Annotated in this window: 21 protein-coding genes; 15 read left to right on the forward strand and 6 right to left on the reverse strand. The window is 57.8% G+C overall.

Annotated elements, in window-relative coordinates:
• Nucleotides 1–117: 117 nt before the first annotated feature.
• The 7 genes from FNT36_RS16910 (at nt 118) to FNT36_RS25835 (ending at nt 6283) form a co-directional block, all read left to right on the forward strand.
• A complete protein-coding gene (locus FNT36_RS16910; protein WP_144850095.1) occupies nt 118–2274 on the forward strand; it encodes a xanthine dehydrogenase family protein molybdopterin-binding subunit in 2157 nt (718 codons plus the stop codon).
• Nucleotides 2275–2350: 76 nt separating this feature from the next.
• Nucleotides 2351–3394, forward strand: coding sequence for an alpha/beta hydrolase family protein (locus tag FNT36_RS16915; protein ID WP_144850097.1), 1044 nt, complete (start codon nt 2351–2353; stop codon nt 3392–3394).
• Between the two features lie 2 nt (nt 3395–3396).
• Nucleotides 3397–3699, forward strand: a complete 303-nt coding sequence (locus FNT36_RS16920) for an EthD family reductase (protein ID WP_144850099.1) — start codon at nt 3397–3399, stop codon at nt 3697–3699.
• A gap of 273 nt (nt 3700–3972) precedes the next feature.
• The gene (locus FNT36_RS16925; protein WP_144850101.1) at nt 3973–4812 is read left to right on the forward strand and encodes an oxidoreductase; all 840 of its coding nucleotides are present in this window, start codon (nt 3973–3975) and stop codon (nt 4810–4812) included.
• Between the two features lie 103 nt (nt 4813–4915).
• A complete protein-coding gene (locus FNT36_RS16930; protein WP_233636000.1) occupies nt 4916–5242 on the forward strand; it encodes a cupin domain-containing protein in 327 nt (108 codons plus the stop codon).
• A gap of 385 nt (nt 5243–5627) precedes the next feature.
• Nucleotides 5628–6011 (forward strand): nuclear transport factor 2 family protein, encoded by a 384-nt coding sequence (locus FNT36_RS16935; protein WP_144850105.1) that lies wholly within the window; start codon nt 5628–5630, stop codon nt 6009–6011.
• Nucleotides 6012–6160: 149 nt separating this feature from the next.
• Nucleotides 6161–6283, forward strand: coding sequence for a hypothetical protein (locus FNT36_RS25835; RefSeq protein ID WP_262712175.1), 123 nt, complete (start codon nt 6161–6163; stop codon nt 6281–6283).
• A 270-nt stretch (nt 6284–6553) separates the two neighbouring features.
• Here FNT36_RS25835 and FNT36_RS16945 read toward each other — a convergent pair whose 3' ends face one another.
• Nucleotides 6554–7591: a right-handed parallel beta-helix repeat-containing protein gene (locus tag FNT36_RS16945; protein WP_144850109.1), complete on the reverse strand. Its 1038-nt coding sequence runs from the start codon at nt 7589–7591 to the stop codon at nt 6554–6556.
• 128 nt (nt 7592–7719) lie between these two features.
• Here FNT36_RS16945 and FNT36_RS16950 point away from each other — a divergent pair, with 128 nt between their 5' ends.
• From FNT36_RS16950 to FNT36_RS16965, 4 genes are all read left to right on the forward strand, one after another.
• Nucleotides 7720–8997, forward strand: coding sequence for a helix-turn-helix domain-containing protein (locus tag FNT36_RS16950; protein WP_144850111.1), 1278 nt, complete (start codon nt 7720–7722; stop codon nt 8995–8997).
• Between the two features lie 211 nt (nt 8998–9208).
• Entirely contained in the window at nt 9209–9886 is a 678-nt protein-coding gene (locus FNT36_RS16955; RefSeq protein ID WP_144850112.1) for an SDR family NAD(P)-dependent oxidoreductase, read from the forward strand.
• A 443-nt stretch (nt 9887–10329) separates the two neighbouring features.
• Nucleotides 10330–12573 carry a GDSL-type esterase/lipase family protein gene (locus tag FNT36_RS16960; protein WP_233636001.1) on the forward strand — a complete coding sequence of 748 codons (2244 nt, stop codon included), beginning with the start codon at nt 10330–10332 and terminating at the stop codon, nt 12571–12573.
• A 374-nt stretch (nt 12574–12947) separates the two neighbouring features.
• A complete protein-coding gene (locus FNT36_RS16965; protein WP_233636002.1) occupies nt 12948–13427 on the forward strand; it encodes a DUF2461 family protein in 480 nt (159 codons plus the stop codon).
• A 94-nt stretch (nt 13428–13521) separates the two neighbouring features.
• Here the strand turns inward: FNT36_RS16965 and FNT36_RS16970 are convergent, their stop codons facing one another.
• Both FNT36_RS16970 and FNT36_RS16975 read right to left on the reverse strand, forming a co-directional pair.
• A complete protein-coding gene (locus tag FNT36_RS16970; RefSeq protein WP_144850118.1) occupies nt 13522–14145 on the reverse strand; it encodes a deoxynucleoside kinase in 624 nt (207 codons plus the stop codon).
• A 120-nt stretch (nt 14146–14265) separates the two neighbouring features.
• On the reverse strand, nt 14266–14751 hold the full coding sequence (locus tag FNT36_RS16975) for a hypothetical protein (protein ID WP_144850120.1): 486 nt from the start codon (nt 14749–14751) through the stop codon (nt 14266–14268).
• 155 nt (nt 14752–14906) lie between these two features.
• On the opposite strand from FNT36_RS16975, the gene FNT36_RS16980 reads away from it, so the two are divergent.
• Together FNT36_RS16980 and FNT36_RS16985 are read left to right on the forward strand one after the other, a co-directional pair.
• A complete protein-coding gene (locus FNT36_RS16980) occupies nt 14907–15428 on the forward strand; it encodes a GNAT family N-acetyltransferase (RefSeq protein WP_144850122.1) in 522 nt (173 codons plus the stop codon).
• Between the two features lie 36 nt (nt 15429–15464).
• Nucleotides 15465–15695, forward strand: a complete 231-nt coding sequence (locus tag FNT36_RS16985; protein ID WP_144850124.1) for a CDGSH iron-sulfur domain-containing protein — start codon at nt 15465–15467, stop codon at nt 15693–15695.
• Nucleotides 15696–15760: 65 nt separating this feature from the next.
• Here FNT36_RS16985 and FNT36_RS16990 read toward each other — a convergent pair whose 3' ends face one another.
• The 3 genes from FNT36_RS16990 to FNT36_RS17000 form a co-directional block, all read right to left on the reverse strand.
• Nucleotides 15761–16120 (reverse strand): hypothetical protein, encoded by a 360-nt coding sequence (locus FNT36_RS16990; RefSeq protein ID WP_144850126.1) that lies wholly within the window; start codon nt 16118–16120, stop codon nt 15761–15763.
• A gap of 64 nt (nt 16121–16184) precedes the next feature.
• Nucleotides 16185–17231, reverse strand: coding sequence for a hypothetical protein (locus tag FNT36_RS16995; protein ID WP_144850128.1), 1047 nt, complete (start codon nt 17229–17231; stop codon nt 16185–16187).
• 83 nt (nt 17232–17314) lie between these two features.
• On the reverse strand, nt 17315–17569 hold the full coding sequence (locus tag FNT36_RS17000) for an acyl-CoA-binding protein (RefSeq protein WP_144850130.1): 255 nt from the start codon (nt 17567–17569) through the stop codon (nt 17315–17317).
• A gap of 186 nt (nt 17570–17755) precedes the next feature.
• Between FNT36_RS17000 and FNT36_RS17005 the strand changes: the two genes are divergently transcribed.
• Together FNT36_RS17005 and FNT36_RS17010 are read left to right on the forward strand one after the other, a co-directional pair.
• Nucleotides 17756–18277 carry a CinA family protein gene (locus FNT36_RS17005; protein ID WP_144850132.1) on the forward strand — a complete coding sequence of 174 codons (522 nt, stop codon included), beginning with the start codon at nt 17756–17758 and terminating at the stop codon, nt 18275–18277.
• 78 nt (nt 18278–18355) lie between these two features.
• Nucleotides 18356–19651 (forward strand): metal-dependent hydrolase family protein, encoded by a 1296-nt coding sequence (locus FNT36_RS17010; RefSeq protein WP_144850133.1) that lies wholly within the window; start codon nt 18356–18358, stop codon nt 19649–19651.
• Nucleotides 19652–19753: the final 102 nt, after the last annotated feature.

Below are 19753 nucleotides of genomic sequence, written 5' to 3' on the forward strand. Positions count from 1 at the left end.
CTTAGTCAGCAAGAATGTAGCCGCTTGCCTACAGGGGCGCGCCTAGGTTTGCAGCCCCTACCCCGTCCATTGGTGCTTCTCCGTGCCTAGCCGATTTGGTAGGGCAATACAACCTGTATGACTTCTTTTATTGGTGCGCCCATTGGCCGGGTCGACGGCCGGGCGAAGGTGACGGGCGCGGCCACGTACGCGGCGGAGTTCCGCCCGCCGGGCCTTGTCTACGCGGCTCTGGCTACCAGCTCTATTGCAGCCGGGCAACTCACGGCGCTGCACACCGCGGCCGCCGAGCGAGCGCCTGGAGTGCTGCTGGTGCTCACGCATTTGAATGCTGGCAAACTGCCTTACCAGTCGCCAGCCGCCCGAGCAGCCGTCGACCCCGTGGCCGGCGAGCAGCTGCGGGTGCTCCAAGATGCGCGCATCTTTTTCAGCGGCCAACCCATTGCGGTAGTAGTGGCTGAAACCCAAGCCCAGGCCACCTACGCCGCCGCGCTGGTGCGGGCTACTTATGCGGTGGATACTTCGGCGCGCACGCAATTTGACCCTGCTCAGGCACGGCCTACTTCCCTCGCTGCTGCTAAAAGGGGACGGGGTCCCGAAACCCGTCAGGGCGACCCGGATACTGCCCTGGCTGCCGCCCCCGTGCAAGTAGACCAGCGCTACGTGCAGCCCCGCATGCACCATCAGGCAATGGAGCCCCACGCTACCATCGCCCACTGGCAGGGCGAGCAGCTAACGCTGTGGAGCAAAAGCCAGTGGGTAGGCAACGAGCGCGACGCCATTGCCTTGGTATTTGGCATTCCGGCCGCCAATGTGCGCGTTATCAACCCCTACGTGGGGGGCGCGTTCGGCTCGGCCTTGCGCACGTGGCCTCACGTAACGCTGGCCACGCTGGCCGCCCGCCGTGCCGGCCGCCCGGTGCTGCTGGAGCTGACCCGCGAGCAGCTATTCTATTCTATCGGCTTTCGGCCGCGCACCGAGCAGCGGGTGGCCCTTGGCGCCGAGGCCACTGGTCAGCTCACAGCCATCGTACACGAAGCGGTTGGCCAGACCTCCACCTACGAGGAGTTTGCGGAAGCTACCCTCGACGTGCCGGCCGTGACCTATGCCTGCCCCAACCGGCGCACGAGCTACCGCCTCGTCGACATGCACACCAACACGCCCTGCCCGATGCGCGGGCCGGGCCACGTGACGGGCCTGCTGGTGCAGGAAATAGCGATGGACGAACTGGCGGCCGCCTTGCAACTAGACCCGCTGGAACTGCGCCTGCGCAACTTTGCCGAACGTGACTTTCGCAAAGATTTGCCTTGGTCGAGCAATCAGTTGCGCGCATGCTACCAGGCCGGGGCAGAGCGTTTTGGCTGGCAGCGGCGCACCCCGACTCCCGGCTCTATGCGCGCCGGCTCGCTGCGCATGGGTCTAGGCATGGCCACGGCTCTCAATCCGGCCCCGCGCTACCCTATCCAAGCCTCGGCCACCCTGCTGCCCGATGGAACAATAGTAGTGCGCAGTGCCACCAGCGACATGGGCCCAGGAACCTACACCTCGGCCACGCAGGTGGCCGCCGACACGCTAGGGGTGCCCCTAGGGCGGGTGCGCTTCGAGCTAGGCGATTCGGCCCTACCCCCAGCTAAGGAGCACGGGGGCTCTACCACTATGGCCAGCGTCGGCCCAGCAGTGCAGGCGGCCTGCCAAGACCTGCGGCGGCAACTCGATATGCTGGCCGGACGCCCCGTGGACCTAACTACTACCGACCTGCCCGGCTTGCTGCGCCATGCGGGCCTGCTCCAGCTGCAAGCCAGCGGCAGCGCCGGGCCTAATGCCACCCCGCCCACCCACTCCACCTATGGGTTTGGGGCCGTGTTTGCCGAAGTCCATGTCGACCCCGATTTAGGTATTGTCCGGGTGGCGCGGCTGGTCGGCGCGTATGATGCCGGCCGCATTATCAACCCTAGGTTGGCGCGCAGCCAGTGCCTGGGTGGTATGGTCGGGGGCATTGGCATGGCCCTCATGGAGGAGGCTACTTGGGACCCTCGCTTCGGACGGGTCCTCAATGCCAACCTAGCTGATTACCACGTGCCCGTCAACGCCGACGTGCACGAGCTGGACGTGTTGTTTGTGCCTAGCGAGGAACCCCTGATGAACCCGCTGGGCGTGAAAGGGCTGGCGGAGCTGGGGTTGTGCGGGGTAGCGCCGGCTATTGCCAATGCGGTCTGGCACGCCACCGGCAAGCGCGTGCGTGAGCTGCCCATTACTGTGGACAAGCTACTCGACTAACAGGTCAGCTTTTATTCAAATTAAGGGAAGTAAATCAGTTGATTATACGCTTGCCTACTCCTATCTAGTTCTTTATATGACCCCTCCTGCTTCGCCCGCCGCTGCTCCTTTCTGGGCCGCCACGTCCCCGCGCACCATCCGCACGGGCAACTTTTGGGTGCCGGGCGAGCGCATTGCCCTCGCCGGCCAGCAGTACCAGCGCGGCCCGCTCGCCGTGGCCTGGCAGGCGCCCGCGCACGTCACGCAGCCCTACCCGGTGGTGCTGGTGCACGGCGGGGCCATGCAGGCCACCGAGTGGCTGGATACCCCCGACGGTCGCCCGGGTTGGGCTCAGCGCTTGGTAGAAGCTGGCTACGCTGTGCTACTCGTCGACCGGCCCACGCAGGGCCGCTCCCCCTATCACCCCGACGTGGCCGGGCCAATGGGACCAGCCTTTTCCTACCACGAAGGTGAGGAAGTTTTTTTCCCAGCTGCGGCTGCGGCCCGGCATACGCAGTTTCCGTTTCATCCGCACCATGATGCCGCCGCCCTCGATGCTTACATTGCTGCCTTTGGGCCCCTGCCCGCAGCTATTGCCGAGTGGCAAGCGATGGATGCCGACCGCCTAGCGCGCCTGCTCGACCGTATTGGGCCGGCCATCATTTTCACCCACTCGGCCTCGGGTTCCGATGGCTGGCTGGTGGCGGACCGGCGCCCCGGCCTCGTGAAAGCGATTGTCAGCGTTGAGCCCATGGGGCCGCCCTTCGGACATACCCCCAATATTGGAACCCTGGAATGGGGCCTGACCGCCATCCCAGTCACCTTCGACCCGCCTCGGGCCAGTGCCGCCGAGGTGCGGGCCGCTGACCCTGCCACCCTAAAAATACCTGCCTTAGCTGGTGTACCGGTGGCAATCGTTAGCAGCGAAACATCCGTGCAGGCGGCCTACGCACCACAAATGCTAGCCTTTCTGCAACACGCTGGCGCCACGGCCGAGCTGCTGCACTTACCCGATTTCGGTATCCTAGGCAATGGTCACGGCCTCATCTACGAGAAAAATTCCGACCAAGCCTTGCAGCCCGTACTGGACTGGCTAGCCACACGTCTATTTGAAAATCAACCCTATACCGCTAATAGATAAGAATGAACAAGCTATTAGTCGTGTGTACTGGAAACAAGGAAACGCGGTTCGACCGAGACTACTATGCGACAAAGCATCTCGCGCTCGCACTGGAATGTTGGGGTAAGTATGGTCTGGATGCCGCCGAAGCCTTCTACCCAGCCGGTGAGGGCGATGGCTGGGTTTCCATCGGGGTGTATCGCTTTAAGAATCGAGGGGACGTCGAAGTAGCGCTGGCAGCGCCAGAGACTGAGCGAATCATGGCAGACGTGAAGCACTTCACCGATGCCGCAGTAATAATGCGCAGTCTCTTCGAACCGATGTGAAGCGCCCTACCCCCCTCTTGAGACCCACAATGCGCCTCATCAATCTGATTGCTACTGCGCTGGCTTCTGCTAGTCGGGCCAACAGGTTGGCCATTAAATCACAAACCACTTTACCGTAATATCCAAGCAACTGACGGGGCATCTACGGCTCTATCTAACCTAGTACCATTCAAATAAATAGCAAGCTAGCAGCTTCAAACTGCAAGATTTCGGTGAATGGGGCCGGCAATAGAGTGTACCAAAGGAATGTATAAAACCTCAACTTTTTCAAATATGACCAAGCATTGGTTTATAACGGGCGTAAGCACGGGCCTGGGCAAGCATCTAGCCGAATTGGCCTTGCGCCAGGGCGATAAAGTAGCCGCTACCTTCCGCGAGCAAAGCCAGGCTGACGCGTTCAGCCAAGTGGCCGGCGACAACGGCCTAGGGCTACTAGCGGACGTGACCAACGAAGCCCAGGTAAAAGCGGCTGTAGCCGCCGCCATCGCCCACCTGGGCCACCTTGACGTGGTAGTAAATAATGCGGGCTACGGCTCACTGGGTCCCATCGAAGAAATTGATGATGCCGAAGTGCAGCGCCAGTTCGACAGCAACGTGTTTGGCCCCCTGCGCGTGATTCGTGCCGTATTACCCCACCTACGCGAACGTAAAAGTGGCCATATTCTCAACGTGACCAGTCTGGGCGGACTCACTACTTTTCCCAGCACGGGCATCTACCACGGTTCTAAATTTGCGCTGGAGGGCATTGGGGAAAGCCTAGCCCAGCAGGTTGGGCCGCTGGGCATCCACGTCACCAACGTCGAGCCTAGTAGCTTCCGCACTGACTGGGCGGGGCGCTCGGCCACCTACACGCCCGTGCAGATTGCCGACTACGAGCCAACAGTGGGCAAAGCTCAAGCGGCGGCGCAGGCCAACAGTGGCAGGCAGCCTGGCGACCCTGACCGGGCAGCGCAGGCAATGTTTGACTTGGTGCGTATGGAAAATCCACCCTTGCACCTGCCCCTGGGCAAGCGGGCCGTGCAGCAGTCCTTAGAGAAGTTCACTGCCATCAAGGCGGAGATAGAGCAGTATGCTCATATCGGCAATGGGGCTGATTTTCCCGATGCTAGTTAGCTAATTCATGATTTAATCAGTAGCTGAGGCTACTCTGAATAGATTGCATTCTTTGAGCAAAAAGAAGCTGTCATTAACTAGCCCACTCATGATAGTCCCACCTTTGACGATTATCGATATCCAAGAAGAGACTCAAGGAATCGATAGTTACAAAAACATTCCCGTTGCGCTGGCAAACGACCATGTGGTCCGGCTCAGCGTGATGACGGAGGCCTATCACTGGCACTATCACCCCAATAGCGACGAAACATTTCTAGTCATCGAGGGTGTGGTGTGCATCGAACTAGAAGCGAAAACAGTGGAACTGCAAGTAGGTCAGCTATTCACCATTCCAGCCGGCGTCCGACACCGTACTCGGCCCAAGGGCAACAGGTCAGTAAATCTTACTATAGAGCGCACTGACCTAGAAACAATTAGCTTGGACATCTAAGCACAATCAGCCCCAACGCCTCTTATTCTACAGGTAGTACGCAGGGAGGAATAAGTGCCTAGTGGTAGGTATGGGCAACCTGCGAAGTTTCTGCTGTATGGTCAACTAGTTGCTACTCCAGGCAAGCTTGCTGAGCTGCTAAAAAATATGTTTAGTGGGAAAGAAATCCAGCCCTTTTTCCGGGGCTGGCGGGTGATAGTGGCGCCTTACGTGCATTAAGTAATGGATGCCTGCTCTAGTAGCTGCCCTTTTCCAATCAGCCAGCTTAGCTGCGCAGCGGTGTGTCTCGCGGCACTTACCAGCCGAAGTGATGGCAACCTAGCTTCTGGGTGGTATTACGACTCGCTTCCATTTCTTTCTTGCTTTTTCACCCTTTATCTCGACCATGCAACCCGACAACCTTTCAACAGCTGTTTCCGACGCAGACCGCCAGCTTATTACCGCCGCGTATGATGCGTTCAACGCCCGACAGATAGACGCCGTGCTAGCCACTATGCACCCTGATGTAGCCTGGCCCAGAGCTTGGGAGGGTGACCATGTGCAGGGGTATGCGCAAGTGCGCGCGTACTGGACCCAGCAGTGGCAGGAAATAAATCCGGTGGTAGAACCAGTAGCCATAAGCCGTTTGCCAGATGGCCGTGCCGCAGTTCTGGTACAGCAAACGGTGCATGACCTTAATGGTAAGCTGTTGCACGAAGGGCAAACTCGACACATCTACACCATCCGGGAGGGGTTAATTCAACGCATGGATATTCAGCCTGTTCAGTAGTGGAGCACGAGGCTTTCTAACAACCGACGGCCCTTGTCCTGTCGGTTGTTAGAAAGCATGCACTGGCATCATCAGTTGGTAAGTCCAGCCAACCACAGCCCAGCGAAATGGTGCTGGTACACGGTACTGGGGGTGTATCGCTCTTTGCCTTGCAACTCGTTAAGGCTCGCGACTGCCGGGTGGCTATTACTTACAAGGACAACGCCAAACTGGCGCGGGCTCGCGAGTTGGGGGCCGATTTTGCGTTCAACTATGCCACGCAGCCCACGTGAGTGGATAAGCTATTGACTGCTACTAATGACTAAAGCGACGCGCTCGTGCTCGAAACCATGGCTGGTTACAACCTGCATTTCATCGCTGCCATCGAGCAAGTGCAGGTCGGACCAACGTAGAAGTAGCTACTGCGTTTATTCTGTCCTTGGCTACCTAGCGCCCGACTACTTCGACGTTTAATTCCAACCAACACCTGAGCGCAGTAGGACTTGACTAAATCAATTCATCTTAACTAAAGTGGGCGCCAAAGTAAAGCAGCTGACGGCAAGCTATTTCCGATGAAAAATGCCTGCCTTCAAGGTGTAGCCCGCCGACTGAGGCAGCGGATTTAAATAATCCTGTGGCAGTCCGTTGGTTTGCACTTCCTGCAGCAGAACCGTCCCGTTTTTTTGGATGCCCTGTTCTACGTGGTTCGTTTCCTTGAACTCAGTCAGACCCGTGTCTTTGTCAAGGCCCGTAAAATGCGTAATGCCCGTTATCACTGAGTTGCTGAGCGTCATTTTAGGCAGCACCCGGTCAGCCACTATCCAGAAGTAGGCGCAATTAGCCACAATGTTGTTGCGAAAAATCAGGCCGCCTTCCCGGGGCCGGAACCAGAGGGCGGCTTCGTAAGCGCCATAAATAATTGAATTTGTCAAGGCTACGTCTTTAATGCCCTTGCTAAAAATTAGCGCGTTGCGGCAGCCATAAAAGATGGTGTGGTCAACGCGCACATCCGAGCCGAAGGTCCAGACCGCCCCCTGGATGGGAGAAGCGTTGCGGTCGCCGATGAAGTAGCATTGGGCAATGCGCAGCCCAGTACTTGTTTCGCTTTCGCGGGTGATGGGGTAGTAGTAAGTCACGGCCGGGTTGGCGTTGCCTACGAACTTGAGGCCCCGAAACCGGACGTTATCCTTAGCCAGTAAAAAACCCGAACAGTGCGCAAATCCCTCGGCGGTGTTATTGGCCGATATGGACTGAATGACCGGCATTTGGGTGGGTTGCCAGGCCGGGTCATCGGGCAGCACCACGGCTTCTACCGTGTACTGCACCGTGTCGGGGGCCGGCCGGCGGGTTTTGATTTCGGCGCGCTGAGTTAACGTGTACAGGCCAGGGTAAAGGCGGAGTACGACCGGTTCCTGGCCTGAGAACCCCTGCGCCAGCCGGATGGCTTGTTCGAGGCTAGCCAGCGGGGCACTGGCCGTACCTGCCGCCTCAAGCTTGCCGCGGAGTGGGTCGACATATAGCGTTTGGGCGTCGGTTGGTCGGACAAAGCCCGCCCACAATAGAACCAAAAAGACTATTTTATACACAAAACTTGACATCATGAATACGTGAAAAGTAGAAAGAGTGAGCGGTGTTACCTGATTGGTGCTCCAAACTTATTAGCCGCCTTTGCAGAGGAGCGATTCAACCAGCTGCCAAGTTATGTCAAGTCATATCATGATGATTATCAATGATTTTAATAACAGAAGAGCTACACCAGTGTAAGCAACTCATCGAGCATAAACTGGGGTGGGGACCCGGCGCAGCCTGGACCAGCCGTGACTTCGAGCAGCTTCAAGAGCGGCTGCTGGCAGAAACTGGTGTCTCGCTCAGCCCAAGCACGCTACGGCGCCTGTGGGGACGCGTCGACTACCAGCACCTGCCCAGCGCCACCACGCTCAATACACTGGCCCAGTTCGTGGGCTACCCCGACTGGCGGTTCTTCGCACGCTCGTTGGTGACTGAGGCGGAGTTCGTGGAGGCAACAAAGTCGGCTACCCCACCAGTCCACTACCAGCGCCTGGCTCTGCCGGTGGCCCACCGAGTCCTAGTCCGCTGGCTGCTGGCAGGGATAGGGCTGCTACTAGGCGGCCTGATGGCTATGGGCTACCACCAGCGGTCTGCCGTGCCTGCTTACCGGTTTAGCAGCCAGCCGGTAACCCGGTCTATTCCCAATTCTGTTGTGTTTACCTACGACGCAGCGGCCGCTCACACCGATTCGGTTTTCATCCAACAGTCTTGGGACCCACGCCGGCGGGTGGCTGTAGCTAAGCTGGGCCGCACTTACTCAGCGATGTATTACGAACCGGGATTTTACCAAGCCCAGCTAGTAGTAGGACAGCAGACCGTGAAGAAGCACCCACTGCTGCTTTCCACCCAAGGCTGGCTGGGGGCCATCATGACTATTCCTGTGCCAACGTACTTACAACCGACAGAATATCAGCAATCCAACCTGCTATACCTGCCACTGGCCACTGTGCTGCAGCACCGTGTGCCCCTGGAGCCTCTTGTGCCGTGGGTAAAGTACTTTAACGTTGGCAACTTCCGGCCCGTCCCTTTAACTGATTTCGCCTTTAGCTGCGACCTAAAAAACGAGTACCACACTGGGGCCGGTGCCTGCCAGCTGACTACTGTTACCCTCTTGACCACTGGTACGCCAATTGTCATACCTCTAGCAGCTAAAGGCTGCGTGGCTGAGCTGGAACTCGTTGACGGCACGCATTCTGTCTTGGGTAAGACGACGAATCTAGTGGGCTTCGGGGTAAACTTCGCCGACTGGGTACATGTGACCTGTGCCAGCGCTGGCCCGAAACTGCATTTTTCTATTAACGGCCACTTGGTGTATACCTCTCCGTTGCCGCGCCAGCCGTTGAAGATTATTGGTGTGGCATTCAGTTTTCAAGGCACGGGAGCAGTTAAAGCGACTACCCTGCAAACAGCGAATAAGGTCGTTTTTCACTCGTTATAGCAGAGCAGTCGTGGGGCTAGGACCATGGTATTGAAATGCTCCTGCAGATAACGGCGTCGGTTGATAACGACTTGACTATCCTGTATTACCTCAAAGTGCGTGGCCTACGCTCGCTGCTTGACAACGGCAAATCGTCTGATTACTAAATAGTATAGGTTTTTCTTCATCACGCTCTTTCTACTCATTCCCCATTTTTAATAGCTCTCTCCGTATGAATACGTACGCAAAAACTGCTGTCGTCACAGGTGCTAATAGCGGCATCGGCCTAGCCCTCACCCAAAAACTGTTAGCCGAGGGCTACCAGGTTATTGCTACAGCGCGTTCAGGCCAGATAGACAGTCTGCAAAACACCAATCTTACAGTGATTCCTTTAGATATCACTGATGCGGCTAGCATTGAGCAAACTGTGGCTCACATTGGTCAATTAGCGCAGCGCATTGACTTACTAATTAATAATGCTGGAATTGCCCCCGATGTAATGAGTATGGCGGCGCCTGACCGCATGTTATTTCGTGACACATTTGCCACCAACGTGGACGGGACTATTTTCTTCACCGAGCCGATGTTAGCACTGCTCAATGATGGGGCTCAGGTGGTCTTTATCTCCTCCACTATGGGCTTGCCCAGCCACGCTGGCCCTAACGGCACGGCCTACCGCCTCTCGAAAGCGGCTGTGAATATGTACGCCGCAATGCTGGCCCAGCGGGTAGCAGACCGTCACATCCGCGTCACGCCTATGCACCCAGGCTGGGTACAAACCCGCATGGGCGGCAGTGCGGCCCCCTTCACACCGGAGCAGGCGGCTAATGGTATTTTTCGCGGCATCCGAGCGAACCTCGAAAGCGGCCGGTTCTGGAACGCAGAAAATGACGCTGTAATAGCTTATTAACAAGTAACGTGAGGATGGTACAGAATCCGCTCGGCTATTGGGATGGCATGATGCCGGGCGCAGAAATTCCTAGGTTGTAGCCGATTGGCCACGACCCATAATGGATAACCTGCCTCACTACTTGCCGTCTCCGAAGCTGTTGCTCCGGATTTGCGGCCTGGTGTACAATCAATAACGCGTGCACAGGCGGCTTGGCTGCCCGCACCTTTCTTTCAAGTTAATAGCTGCCTTAACCAGCATCTTGCCCTAGCTAGATAGGGCAGACTACCGCGTTAGCTATGTTCATATTCTCTTGCAGGTTGACACGCTTGGTTTTATCACTAGCCACGTACTTCATTCCTTTTAACTTATCAGTTGGGGCATACAAAAGTTCGGCTACCCCAAGTGTAACACTCCTCAGTCCGACGGCTATTATTGAGCAAGTCTCGCTGGTCACCTACAATATGCAGGGCGGCTCCGCGGGAAACGTAGACAAATGGAACGCCGACGTGCTGCCGCTATCGCTCACGCACGACGTAGTGGCGTTGCAGGAAGCGGGGTCGGCTCCACCAGCAAGTAGCGTCGAAGTAGGCCGTTATAACACGCCCGAGGGCACAGTTAGGGTCACGTCGTGGAATATTGGCACCGGTAGCAGGGTAAACGTCCGCTACGTGTATTTTCTCACTACTGACCCGACCGGCAACCGCGTCAACCTGGCCTTGGTAACTAAACACGTGCCTGATAACTGGCAGACGGTACCTCCCGGTATCACCGGCGTCAGCCGTGGGGCCTTGGGCGTACAGCTCGGCGCTGCGTGGTACTACACCCTGCACGGACTGTCAGGCAACGGCAACGATGACGCGAATCTGCTTCACAACATCGAGGCAGCGTCCGGAATATCCTTTTGGGTGGCGATGGGCGATTACAACCGTAATCCCTCAACCTTGCAGATTCCGCCTGGCTCAAAGCTGTATAACACAGGTCAGGCCACCCAGCAAAGTGGCGGTGAGCTAGACTACCTCGTTTCAAACGATATTATAGACTGCGAACACGGCGCTAAGGACAAAGAGCTGAGGGCGCGCACCATGGGCGCCAAGTCTTCCGACCACTACCCGGTCGAAACCTTCGTGGTGCCCTGCCGGAAGACCGGCACCATTAAGACCTCGCTCCGGGTCATGCCGCTCGGGGCATCCATCACCCAAGGTCTTCGCAGCAGCGACGGCAATGGCTACCGCGCCAATCTCTATAAGGGCTTGGATGACCTTACGAGCGGCAGCCTCGACTTTGTGGGGCGCAAACAGGACGGCACGGCGAGCGACCCCGATAACGAGGGCTACGTAGGAGCGCGCATCGACCAAATTGCGGCCAAAGGGGATTGCGCGCTGCCAGCCTACAAGCCTAATCTGGTTACTATCATCGCGGGTACCAACGACATGGCTCAAAATTTTCAGGTTGCGGGCGCGGGTGCTCGCCTCGGCAAACTAATTGATGAGGTGCTGCGCTACTCCCCGCGGGCTACTGTGTTGGTGGAGAAAATACCGCCCAACACAATAGACGACGCCATTAACCGCCGCATTACCGCATATAATAACAGCCTGCCCGTAATAATTCAGGCGCACAGCAATGCGGGGCAGTACGTGCTGCTGCTCGACCCCGCCCTAGGGCCAGCTGACGTAGGCCCCGACCACATCCACCCGACCGATGACGGCTACGCCAAGATAGCCGACAAGTTTTTGGAGGGTACGCAGCGCGCGGCGGCCCTAGGGTGGCTACGAGACCCCGAGGCTAATAATCCCAGTCAGTGCTTATCCTCCATCGTCAAGCGTGGTAACGACAAGCGCTGGGAAGACCATGGGATAATATTCTCGCAGCAATTTCCGCCCAGCTTCCGCTTCCGGTTTGGCGACGTCAACAAGGACGGCCGCGCTGAGTACTTTGTTTTCGATACTCGCCAAGGGTTTCGGTTCTGGTGGAATGCGGGGCCTACTGGGGCTAAGTGGAAGCCCTGGGGGCTAGGCACTACCCGGCCTCCTCGCAAACCGGGCCTAGTAGGCAACCAGCTACGGTTGGCCCAACTTGATGACGACGGGCGGGTAGACCTGGCCGCGGTGGACTTGCAAGGCCACCTCACGCCGTATACCTGGGACGATAAGAAGCCGGTGGGCCAGAAATTAGGCGGGCGCGCACACACCGGGGGAGTATATTTAAAAGTAAAGCCCTTCCCCGCAACAACCGATATCGTATTTGCCGACCTCGACGGCGACGGTCTCGACGACTACCTGCTGGTTGAGCCGCGGGGGCGAACCAAAATGTTTGATAATCATGGATTTGTTCCAATTGGCGTACCAAGACTAGCAGATAGATTGGATTTTTTAGAAGCCGAGGCACTGCTGGCAGAGCCTGGCAAGTTTGTGCGAGAATATCGGTACGCTGACCTCAACGGGGATAAGCGGGCCGACCGAATCTTACTCACCGCCCACGGCGGCGCGCACGCATGGCTTAACACTGGGGTTCGACCAGGCGGCTTGGTCAGCTGGCGCAACATCGGCCAGATTGCAACTGACAAAAATGTACCGCCCAAAGATGTACAATTTGTTGACATCGATGGGGACGGCAAAGCAGATTTCTTACGCGTAGGCTGGACCGGGATAGTGCACGCATGGCTTAATAAGCTTAGCCCTTCCTACTTCAACACGTATCATCCCTAGAGCGGCCACACCGGACCGCAATTAACTACGTTACTGCTACCCTCTATTATCTGCCGTCCTAGCGTGAAAGGCAACTTGAGCCGCCGCCACACGAGGCTGGTCGCTCAATTCGGTATGTTGCTCACCTACTCCAACCGCTTCTACCACCAGAATTTCCTAACGCGCCGCGCTCCCACTCCTGACCGCGCTGTTGGTTCACTTTAATTAAGACAGTAATTGCTCAATAACTCTCGGTTGTATCCCAATTGTAACCCTTTGTATCCTAAAACCCTCGATTATAGGATACATGGCTCGATGTAGACACTTCTATCAAAATACAAGTACCTGGCTTGCAATAATATTACAAGTACCGGGTATTAATAGCACTGTTTCTATTGCACAAAAATGACCGTAGCCAAACCGACCCTGAGCCGTACAAGCGCCGCTTTGGCTCGGGACTGGTGCCGGGCGGGCGGCACGCCGAGCGCGCCGGCTACTACCTGGCCCTGAGCCCCGATGGCCAGTCGTGGCTGCGGGCTGGGCGCTTTACCCCTACCCCGGCCGAGCTGGCGGCCATCCGGCAAGAAATTCACTATAGCAGCGACGAGTTTCACCGCCGCATCGAAGACCCCGAGCTACTGCGGCACTTTCCCAACGCGCTGGACATGAGCGCGCCGCAGCTCACACGCCCGCCCCGCGGCTATGCTGCCGATGACCCCGAACTACCCTGGCTCAAGCTCAAGAGCTTTGGGGTGGGCCGGCTCTTTTCGGATGAGGAAGCCCTAGGTCCCGATTTTATCGACCGCGTGGTGGCGGGCATCGCGGCGGCCCGGCCGTGGGTTGAGTTCTTGAATACCGCGCTTCATGCAGAATAAAACGCCTGTCATTGCGAGACAGCGAGGCCTTAAGCCCCGTTTAGCAGCGATTATCGCTTTGCTGCCTCACTATAACTTGTGTTGTTTGAACAGCCTAAAACAGCCCGAAGAGCTTGCCGTTAATGCGCTCAATGATGGTGCCTAGGTCCTCGGGGCGCTTCACGTAGTCTAGCTCGTTTACGTCGATAATGAGCAACTTACCTTCTTTGTAGTTGGCAATCCACTGCTCGTAATGCTCGTTCAGGTTTTTGAGGTACTCAATACTGATAGAGCTTTCGTAGTCACGTCCACGTTTCTCAATCTGGCCGATAAGCTTGGGCAAGTCGGCGCGTAGATAGAGCAGCAAATCGGGTGGATTGACGAGGCCTATCATGGTCTCAAACAGCGCGTAGTAATTCTGGTAATCGCGCTCTACGAGCTGGCCCGACTGGTGCAGGTTGGCCGCGAAAATGTGCGCATCTTCGTAAATCGTGCGGTCCTGAATCACGCTTTTGCCCTGCTGCACCAGCTCCTTGATGCGCTGGGTCTGGCGGAAGCGGCCGTTGAGGAAATACACCTGCAAGTGAAATGCCCAGCGGGGCATGTCGGCGTAAAAATCCTTGAGGTAGGGATTGTCATCTACCTCTTCCAGAAATACTTCCCAGCGAAAATGCTGGGCCAGCTTGTGAGCTAGCGTGGTTTTGCCGGCTCCGATGTTGCCGACGATGGCAATGTGCATAACGCGAGTGGTCCTGATAGAACTAAGCAGTACAGAACCACAAAGGTAGGGCTGCCGGGGTAGCCTCGGCACTAGGCACGGTACCTAGGGCTGGGGCCGCACCCGGCAGCAACGCTAGCCCTATTTTACATTAACATTCTTTTCGTCAAGCTTTTGATTGACTTTACGGGCGCCTTGCAAGGTCCGAAACTCGCCCTGCCACGACCGAATGCGAATGCGGTCTTCCATGTCAATGCCGGTGCGCACCACTTCGTAGCGGGCGTTGAGGCGGCTGAGGGCGTCGCTAGCGTTGGTCCAGTCGCGCTCGGTCCACTGGCGGCGCTGCTCGCGCACTGCGTCGATAAAGCGGCCGTAGAGGTCGGGCATTTCGTCGGCAGTGGCGCGGTTTAGGTCCACGCTTTCCTTGATGAGCGCGGCCAGACCAGCATCGGCATTGGCGCTAGGTTTGGCCGACTGGCTGGCAGCCGGGCGCGAGGCGGCGCTGGGCCGCGAGCCCGTGAGGTCGCCGGCTTGCTGAGCTTGGGCAGCTAGCGGCAGCGCAGCCAGCAGCAGGCCAGCTACTACCAAACGGGCTTCGGAAAAATAGGAATTGCGGGAAGGTGTCATGAAGAGAGAACAGAAAAACTGAAATAAGTACTATGGTCTACTTACCAAGTTGCGGGCCAATTTGCGCTAGTCAACGGCCAGCGGGCGCATTGCGTATGCCAAGTGGGGCGCAAAAGTCAGGTTTGTAGCCGACATTCGCCTAGTTTTTATAGTTTATGTCGTCATCCGTTCCCGCCGCTCCGGCCGCGCCCCTGCACATTCAGCCTGCTACTGAGCAGGATATTCCCACCATCATTGCGCTGGCTGAGGCTACTTGGGAGCCCACATACCGCTTCATTATTTCGAAAGAGCAGATAGAGTACATGTACCGCGTCATCTACACGCCAGCTTCGCTGCGCAAGCAGATGCGCGACCAACATCATGCCTTTTTGCTGGCTTATGTAGAAGGCCAGCCCAGCGGCTTCGCCTCCTACTCCGAGAAGCCCGAGGGCGTGTACCACCTCAATAAAATCTATGTGCTGCCCTCGCACCAGGGCCAGGGCCTAGGTCAGCAGCTCATCACGGCCGTGGAGCAAGCCGTGCGCGAGGCCGGTGGCCGCGTGCTAGAGCTCAACGTAAACCGCCACAACCCCGCCCTGGCTTTCTACGAGCGCCAAGGCTTTGCCCAGCACCGCGAGGAAGACATTCCGATTGGCCCGTACTGGATGAACGACTTTGTGCTGCGCAAGGACCTGTAGCCACTTCTCTTACCTCACCAACCCAATCCCATTTTCATGGCTACTAAACTTACCGTTCTCTCCAACGGCTCGCTCCGTGTGGAGGGCGAAGATTTCGAACTCGTGGACGCTAAAGGCCAGCCCTACGGCCTAGGTGGCCGCCAGCGCATCAGCATCTGCCGCTGCGGCCTGAGCGCCCAAAAACCTTTCTGCGACGGCTCGCACAAAGGGCACTTCGAGCACGACGCTACGGCGTTTGACTTGCCCGCGCCGAAGCCCGCAGTATAGCGCCCCCTATTGAAAAAGGGCAGGCTGGTCGCGACCAGCCTGCCCTTTTTCATTTTGTCAGCTGTCTAGATTGCTACCGGGCTGAAGAGCGCCACTACGGCCGCTGGGTCGGCCACTTCGATGATAAGGCGATTGTACTCTTCGTCTTGCAAGTCAATTACTACCGTGTTTTCGCGGTGCTGCACGTCGAGGAAAGTGGGCTTGTTGTCGCCCGTGCTATCAAAGTAAAACGTCCCCGCTTTCAATATACCAGGCACGGAAGTACCCAAGGCACGTATTCCCCACTCTTTCGACGCTTCGGGGTCGCGCCGGGCACCTAAGATATTCGCCCGCGGAATGCGTAGCTCGCTGCGTAGTGCCCAGAGCTTGTGCCAGCCTTCTACGGTGAAGACTACCGTATCGCCTTGTTCTTGAATGTGTACCATAGCAATGAATGATGGCTTAGCTGTGCCACCTAGGATGAGTGCACTAGGTATATCGCTAAGCCGACTAGGGCGTTACAGCGGCCAGCGTTTTGGGCCCCAGCATGTGCCAGAGATTGAGGCGCACTACGTCGCCCATCGAGTCGCAGTGGTCGAATTTGGTAGTGCGGTGATAGCGGTTGAGGGCCGCTTTTAGCTCGTCTACTTTTTCTACGGGGGCTAGCTCCTGGCGGCGCATTACATCGAGCAGGGCTTTGAGGCGGTGGCGCTCGGCGCGGGCGCGGCGGGCCATTAGGGTGCGCTCTTCGGCTTGGTACTGGCGCAGGTTTTCGGGCTTGAGCAGGCGGGCGCACATGTCCACTACGGGGCCGTTGTCCTTGAAATACTGTGGCATGTACATGATGCGGCGGCCCTCGTAGCTCTGCTGGTCGAAGTCGATGGCCCGCACCCGGTACTGCTCGTCCTCAAAGTCGGGCGTCACGTCGATGACGTAATTGTAGGCGCGCATGTCGCCGAGCAAGCGCGCAAAGCAGCGCTCGTTGAACTTCACAAACTCCTTAGCAATGCGCACTTGATTGAGGTGAGGCAATTGCAGGCGCAGCCGAATAAAATCGTCGCCCGGAATGCCCGCAATGTGTTCTTCGATGAGCGTATTGCCGGTATCGACCAAGAAGTTCATCGAATTTGGCGATAGCAAATGCTCCAGCTCCAAGCCGTAGAGGCGCGAGGCATCGGCCTGCTTCACGTAGAAGTAGTCGTAGTTGTCGTTGAGTTGGTTGAGGATGCGCACCCGAAACGGATTGGAGTTGCCGAAGCGGCAGTAATCGATGCGGTCGGCCAGCAGGTGCTCAGTAAAGCTCAGGTCGCCCGCCGTTTTGAGCAGCGCATACACCTGCACTAGGCCCGCGCTCAGCTCTAGCAGCGTGTGCGGCTCGTAGAACACGGTTTGCCAAAATGTGTCGCGCCCAGTGCGGTCGAGCAGTGCAAACGAGTTGCTGTAGCGCCCTAGGTCGGCATAGCTCACCGGCAGCGGTGCCTCGCGGTCGTAGTCGCGCAAGTACTGGCGCAGAGCTGGCGTGAGCGGGTAGCTCGGCTTTTTGCGGGAGATGTTCATTCCTAGTGACTAGTTTTTAGTGGGTAGTGATTAATTGTCACTGGTTAACTAAGCACTAACCACTAAAAACTAATCACTAAGAATTAACCTGCCAGCTCATTCACCAGCTCTACGTATTGCTGGCGAGCGGCGTCTTTGCTGAGGCCAGTGAGCTGGTGCCAAGCGTCGTACTTGGCAATGGCTTTGAAGTCGAAGCCCCCCGGGCGCGGGCCAGTGGAGTCGCCCTCGGTGGCCTGCTTGTAAAGCGCGTATAGTTGGAGTAGCACGGTGTTGCTGGGCTTGGCGGGCAATTGCTGCGCACGCTGGGCAGCAGCCTCAAATTCTTCTTGCGTGGTCATGAAAAATAAGGAATGGGAATAAAAGTAACCGGCGCGCTGGCCAGGCTTAAGGCCACAAACGTAGGGTGCAAGCGGCATTTACGGCACCTAGGGCCAATAAGCACAGCCGCAACACTGCGGCGGCTTGGTCACGTAGGGCGCTTAGTACACCATCGCACTTCCTAGTTATTCTAGCCAAAACCCTGCATGAAACCCACGCCTCCACCTTCCGATTGCACGCCTCTCGTCAAGCTTTTTTTACAGTATAAGCTTACCCTGGCCTTGGCCGAAAGCTGTACGTGCGGCTTGGTAGCAGCCCAATTGGCCCCAGCCGAGGGTATCAGCGACGTGCTGCTGGGCTCAGTGGTGACGTACCATGTGCAAGCCAAGCAGCAACTGCTGGGCGTGAACCCCGAAACCATCGAACTGTACTCGGCTGAAAGTCAGCAGACCACCAACGAAATGGTAATGGGCCTGCACCGCCACCTACCCCAGGCCGATGTATGCGTGGCCGTGACGGGCCTCTGCGGCCCCGGCCCCTCAGCCACTCCCGACAAGCCGGTGGGTACCGTGTTCGTGTCCATTTTTATAGATAAACACATCCACGAGTTTCGCACGCACTTCAAGGGCGATGCTAATAGCATGCGCCAGCAGGCGGCTGACTTTATCTACCAGCATCTCACTGATTTGCTGACGCGGTTGCAGCCCATGAAATCGGAACACGAGTAATGCTTAGTGGGGGTTGGTGAAAGCCAAGCCACCGCGTAGCTTGCGACGAAATATTGACACTTTTTCGTCTTTTCGTCTATGCGCACGCTTACTCGCTCCTTGCTCCTACTCACTACCCTAGGGTTGGCTGGGCCGGCGGCTTTTGCCCAAAAAACTTATCTGCACTGCGGGCGCCTACTCGACGTGCGCAGCGGCCGCTTGCTAACTCAGCAGACGCTGGTGGTGGAGAAGGACCGCATTGTGGCGGTGCAGGCCGGCTACACGGCCGCTACGGCGCAGGACAAGGTTGTTAACCTCGAAAACAAGACCGTGCTGCCCGGCCTCATCGACTGCCACGTGCACCTCGAAAGCCAGCAGAGCCGCAGTTCCTTCACCGACCAGTTTACCCTAGGTCCAGCTGATATAGCCTACCGCGCTCAAGGCTACGCCTTGACTACGCTGCGAGCAGGCTTCACCACGGTGCGCGACTGCGGCGGCTCGGGTGTGAACACGGCCCTGCGCAACGCTGTGAACCGCGGCCTCGTGCCGGGGCCCCGCATCTACTCGGCGGGCACGGCCATTTCGGCTACTGGCGGGCACATGGACGAGGGCGACGGCCTCAGCGCCGACATGATGGAAAAGCTGGGCCACCCCAGCAACATCGCCAATGGCCCCGACCAGTGCCGGCAGGCGGTACGCGAGCAGTTTAAGCGCGGCGCCGACCTCATCAAGATTGCCAGCACCGGCGGCGTGCTCGACCTCAGCCCCAACGGCAGCGGGCCGCAGTACACCGAAGAAGAAATCCGAGCCGTGGTCGAAACCGCCCGCGACCTAGGTATGCCCGTGGCCTGCCACGCCCACGGCCCCGAGGGCATCAAGCGGGCCTTGCGGGCTGGCGTGAGCAGCATCGACCACGGCTCGCTGCTGGATGACGAAGGCATTGCGCTGTTTAAGAAGTCGAAGGCCTGGTATGTGCCTACCCTCATTGCAGGCAAGTCGGTGGCCGACACGGCGCGCCGCCACCCCGGCTACTTTCCGGCCGTGGTAGCGGGCAAGGCACTTAGCATCGGCACCGTAATGCAGGGCACCTTCGGCCGCGCCTACAAGGCGGGCGTGCGCGTGGCCTTCGGCACCGACGCCGGCGTGTATCGCCACGGCCAAAATGCGCTGGAATTTGGCTACATGACTGAGGCCGGCATGCCACCGCTCGAAGCCATCCGGGCCGCTACCCTCAATGCCGCTCAGCTCCTAGGCGACCCCACCAACCTAGGCGCCCTCGAAACCGGCAAATATGCTGATGTCGTGGCCGTAGACGGCGACCCTTTGCAGGATATCTCCACTCTCACCCGCCCTAGGTTCGTGATGAAAGCGGGCGTGGTGTATAAGAGCGAATAGCGGACTCGGCGCTCGTGTTACCCCACCCCCAGCCCCTCCCCTCCGGGAGAGGGGAGCCTGACGACTGAATAACATAAGCTCACGTTTGCTTACGGTCGGCAC

The organism is Hymenobacter setariae (assembly GCF_007713685.1).
Taxonomy (GTDB): domain Bacteria; phylum Bacteroidota; class Bacteroidia; order Cytophagales; family Hymenobacteraceae; genus Hymenobacter; species Hymenobacter setariae.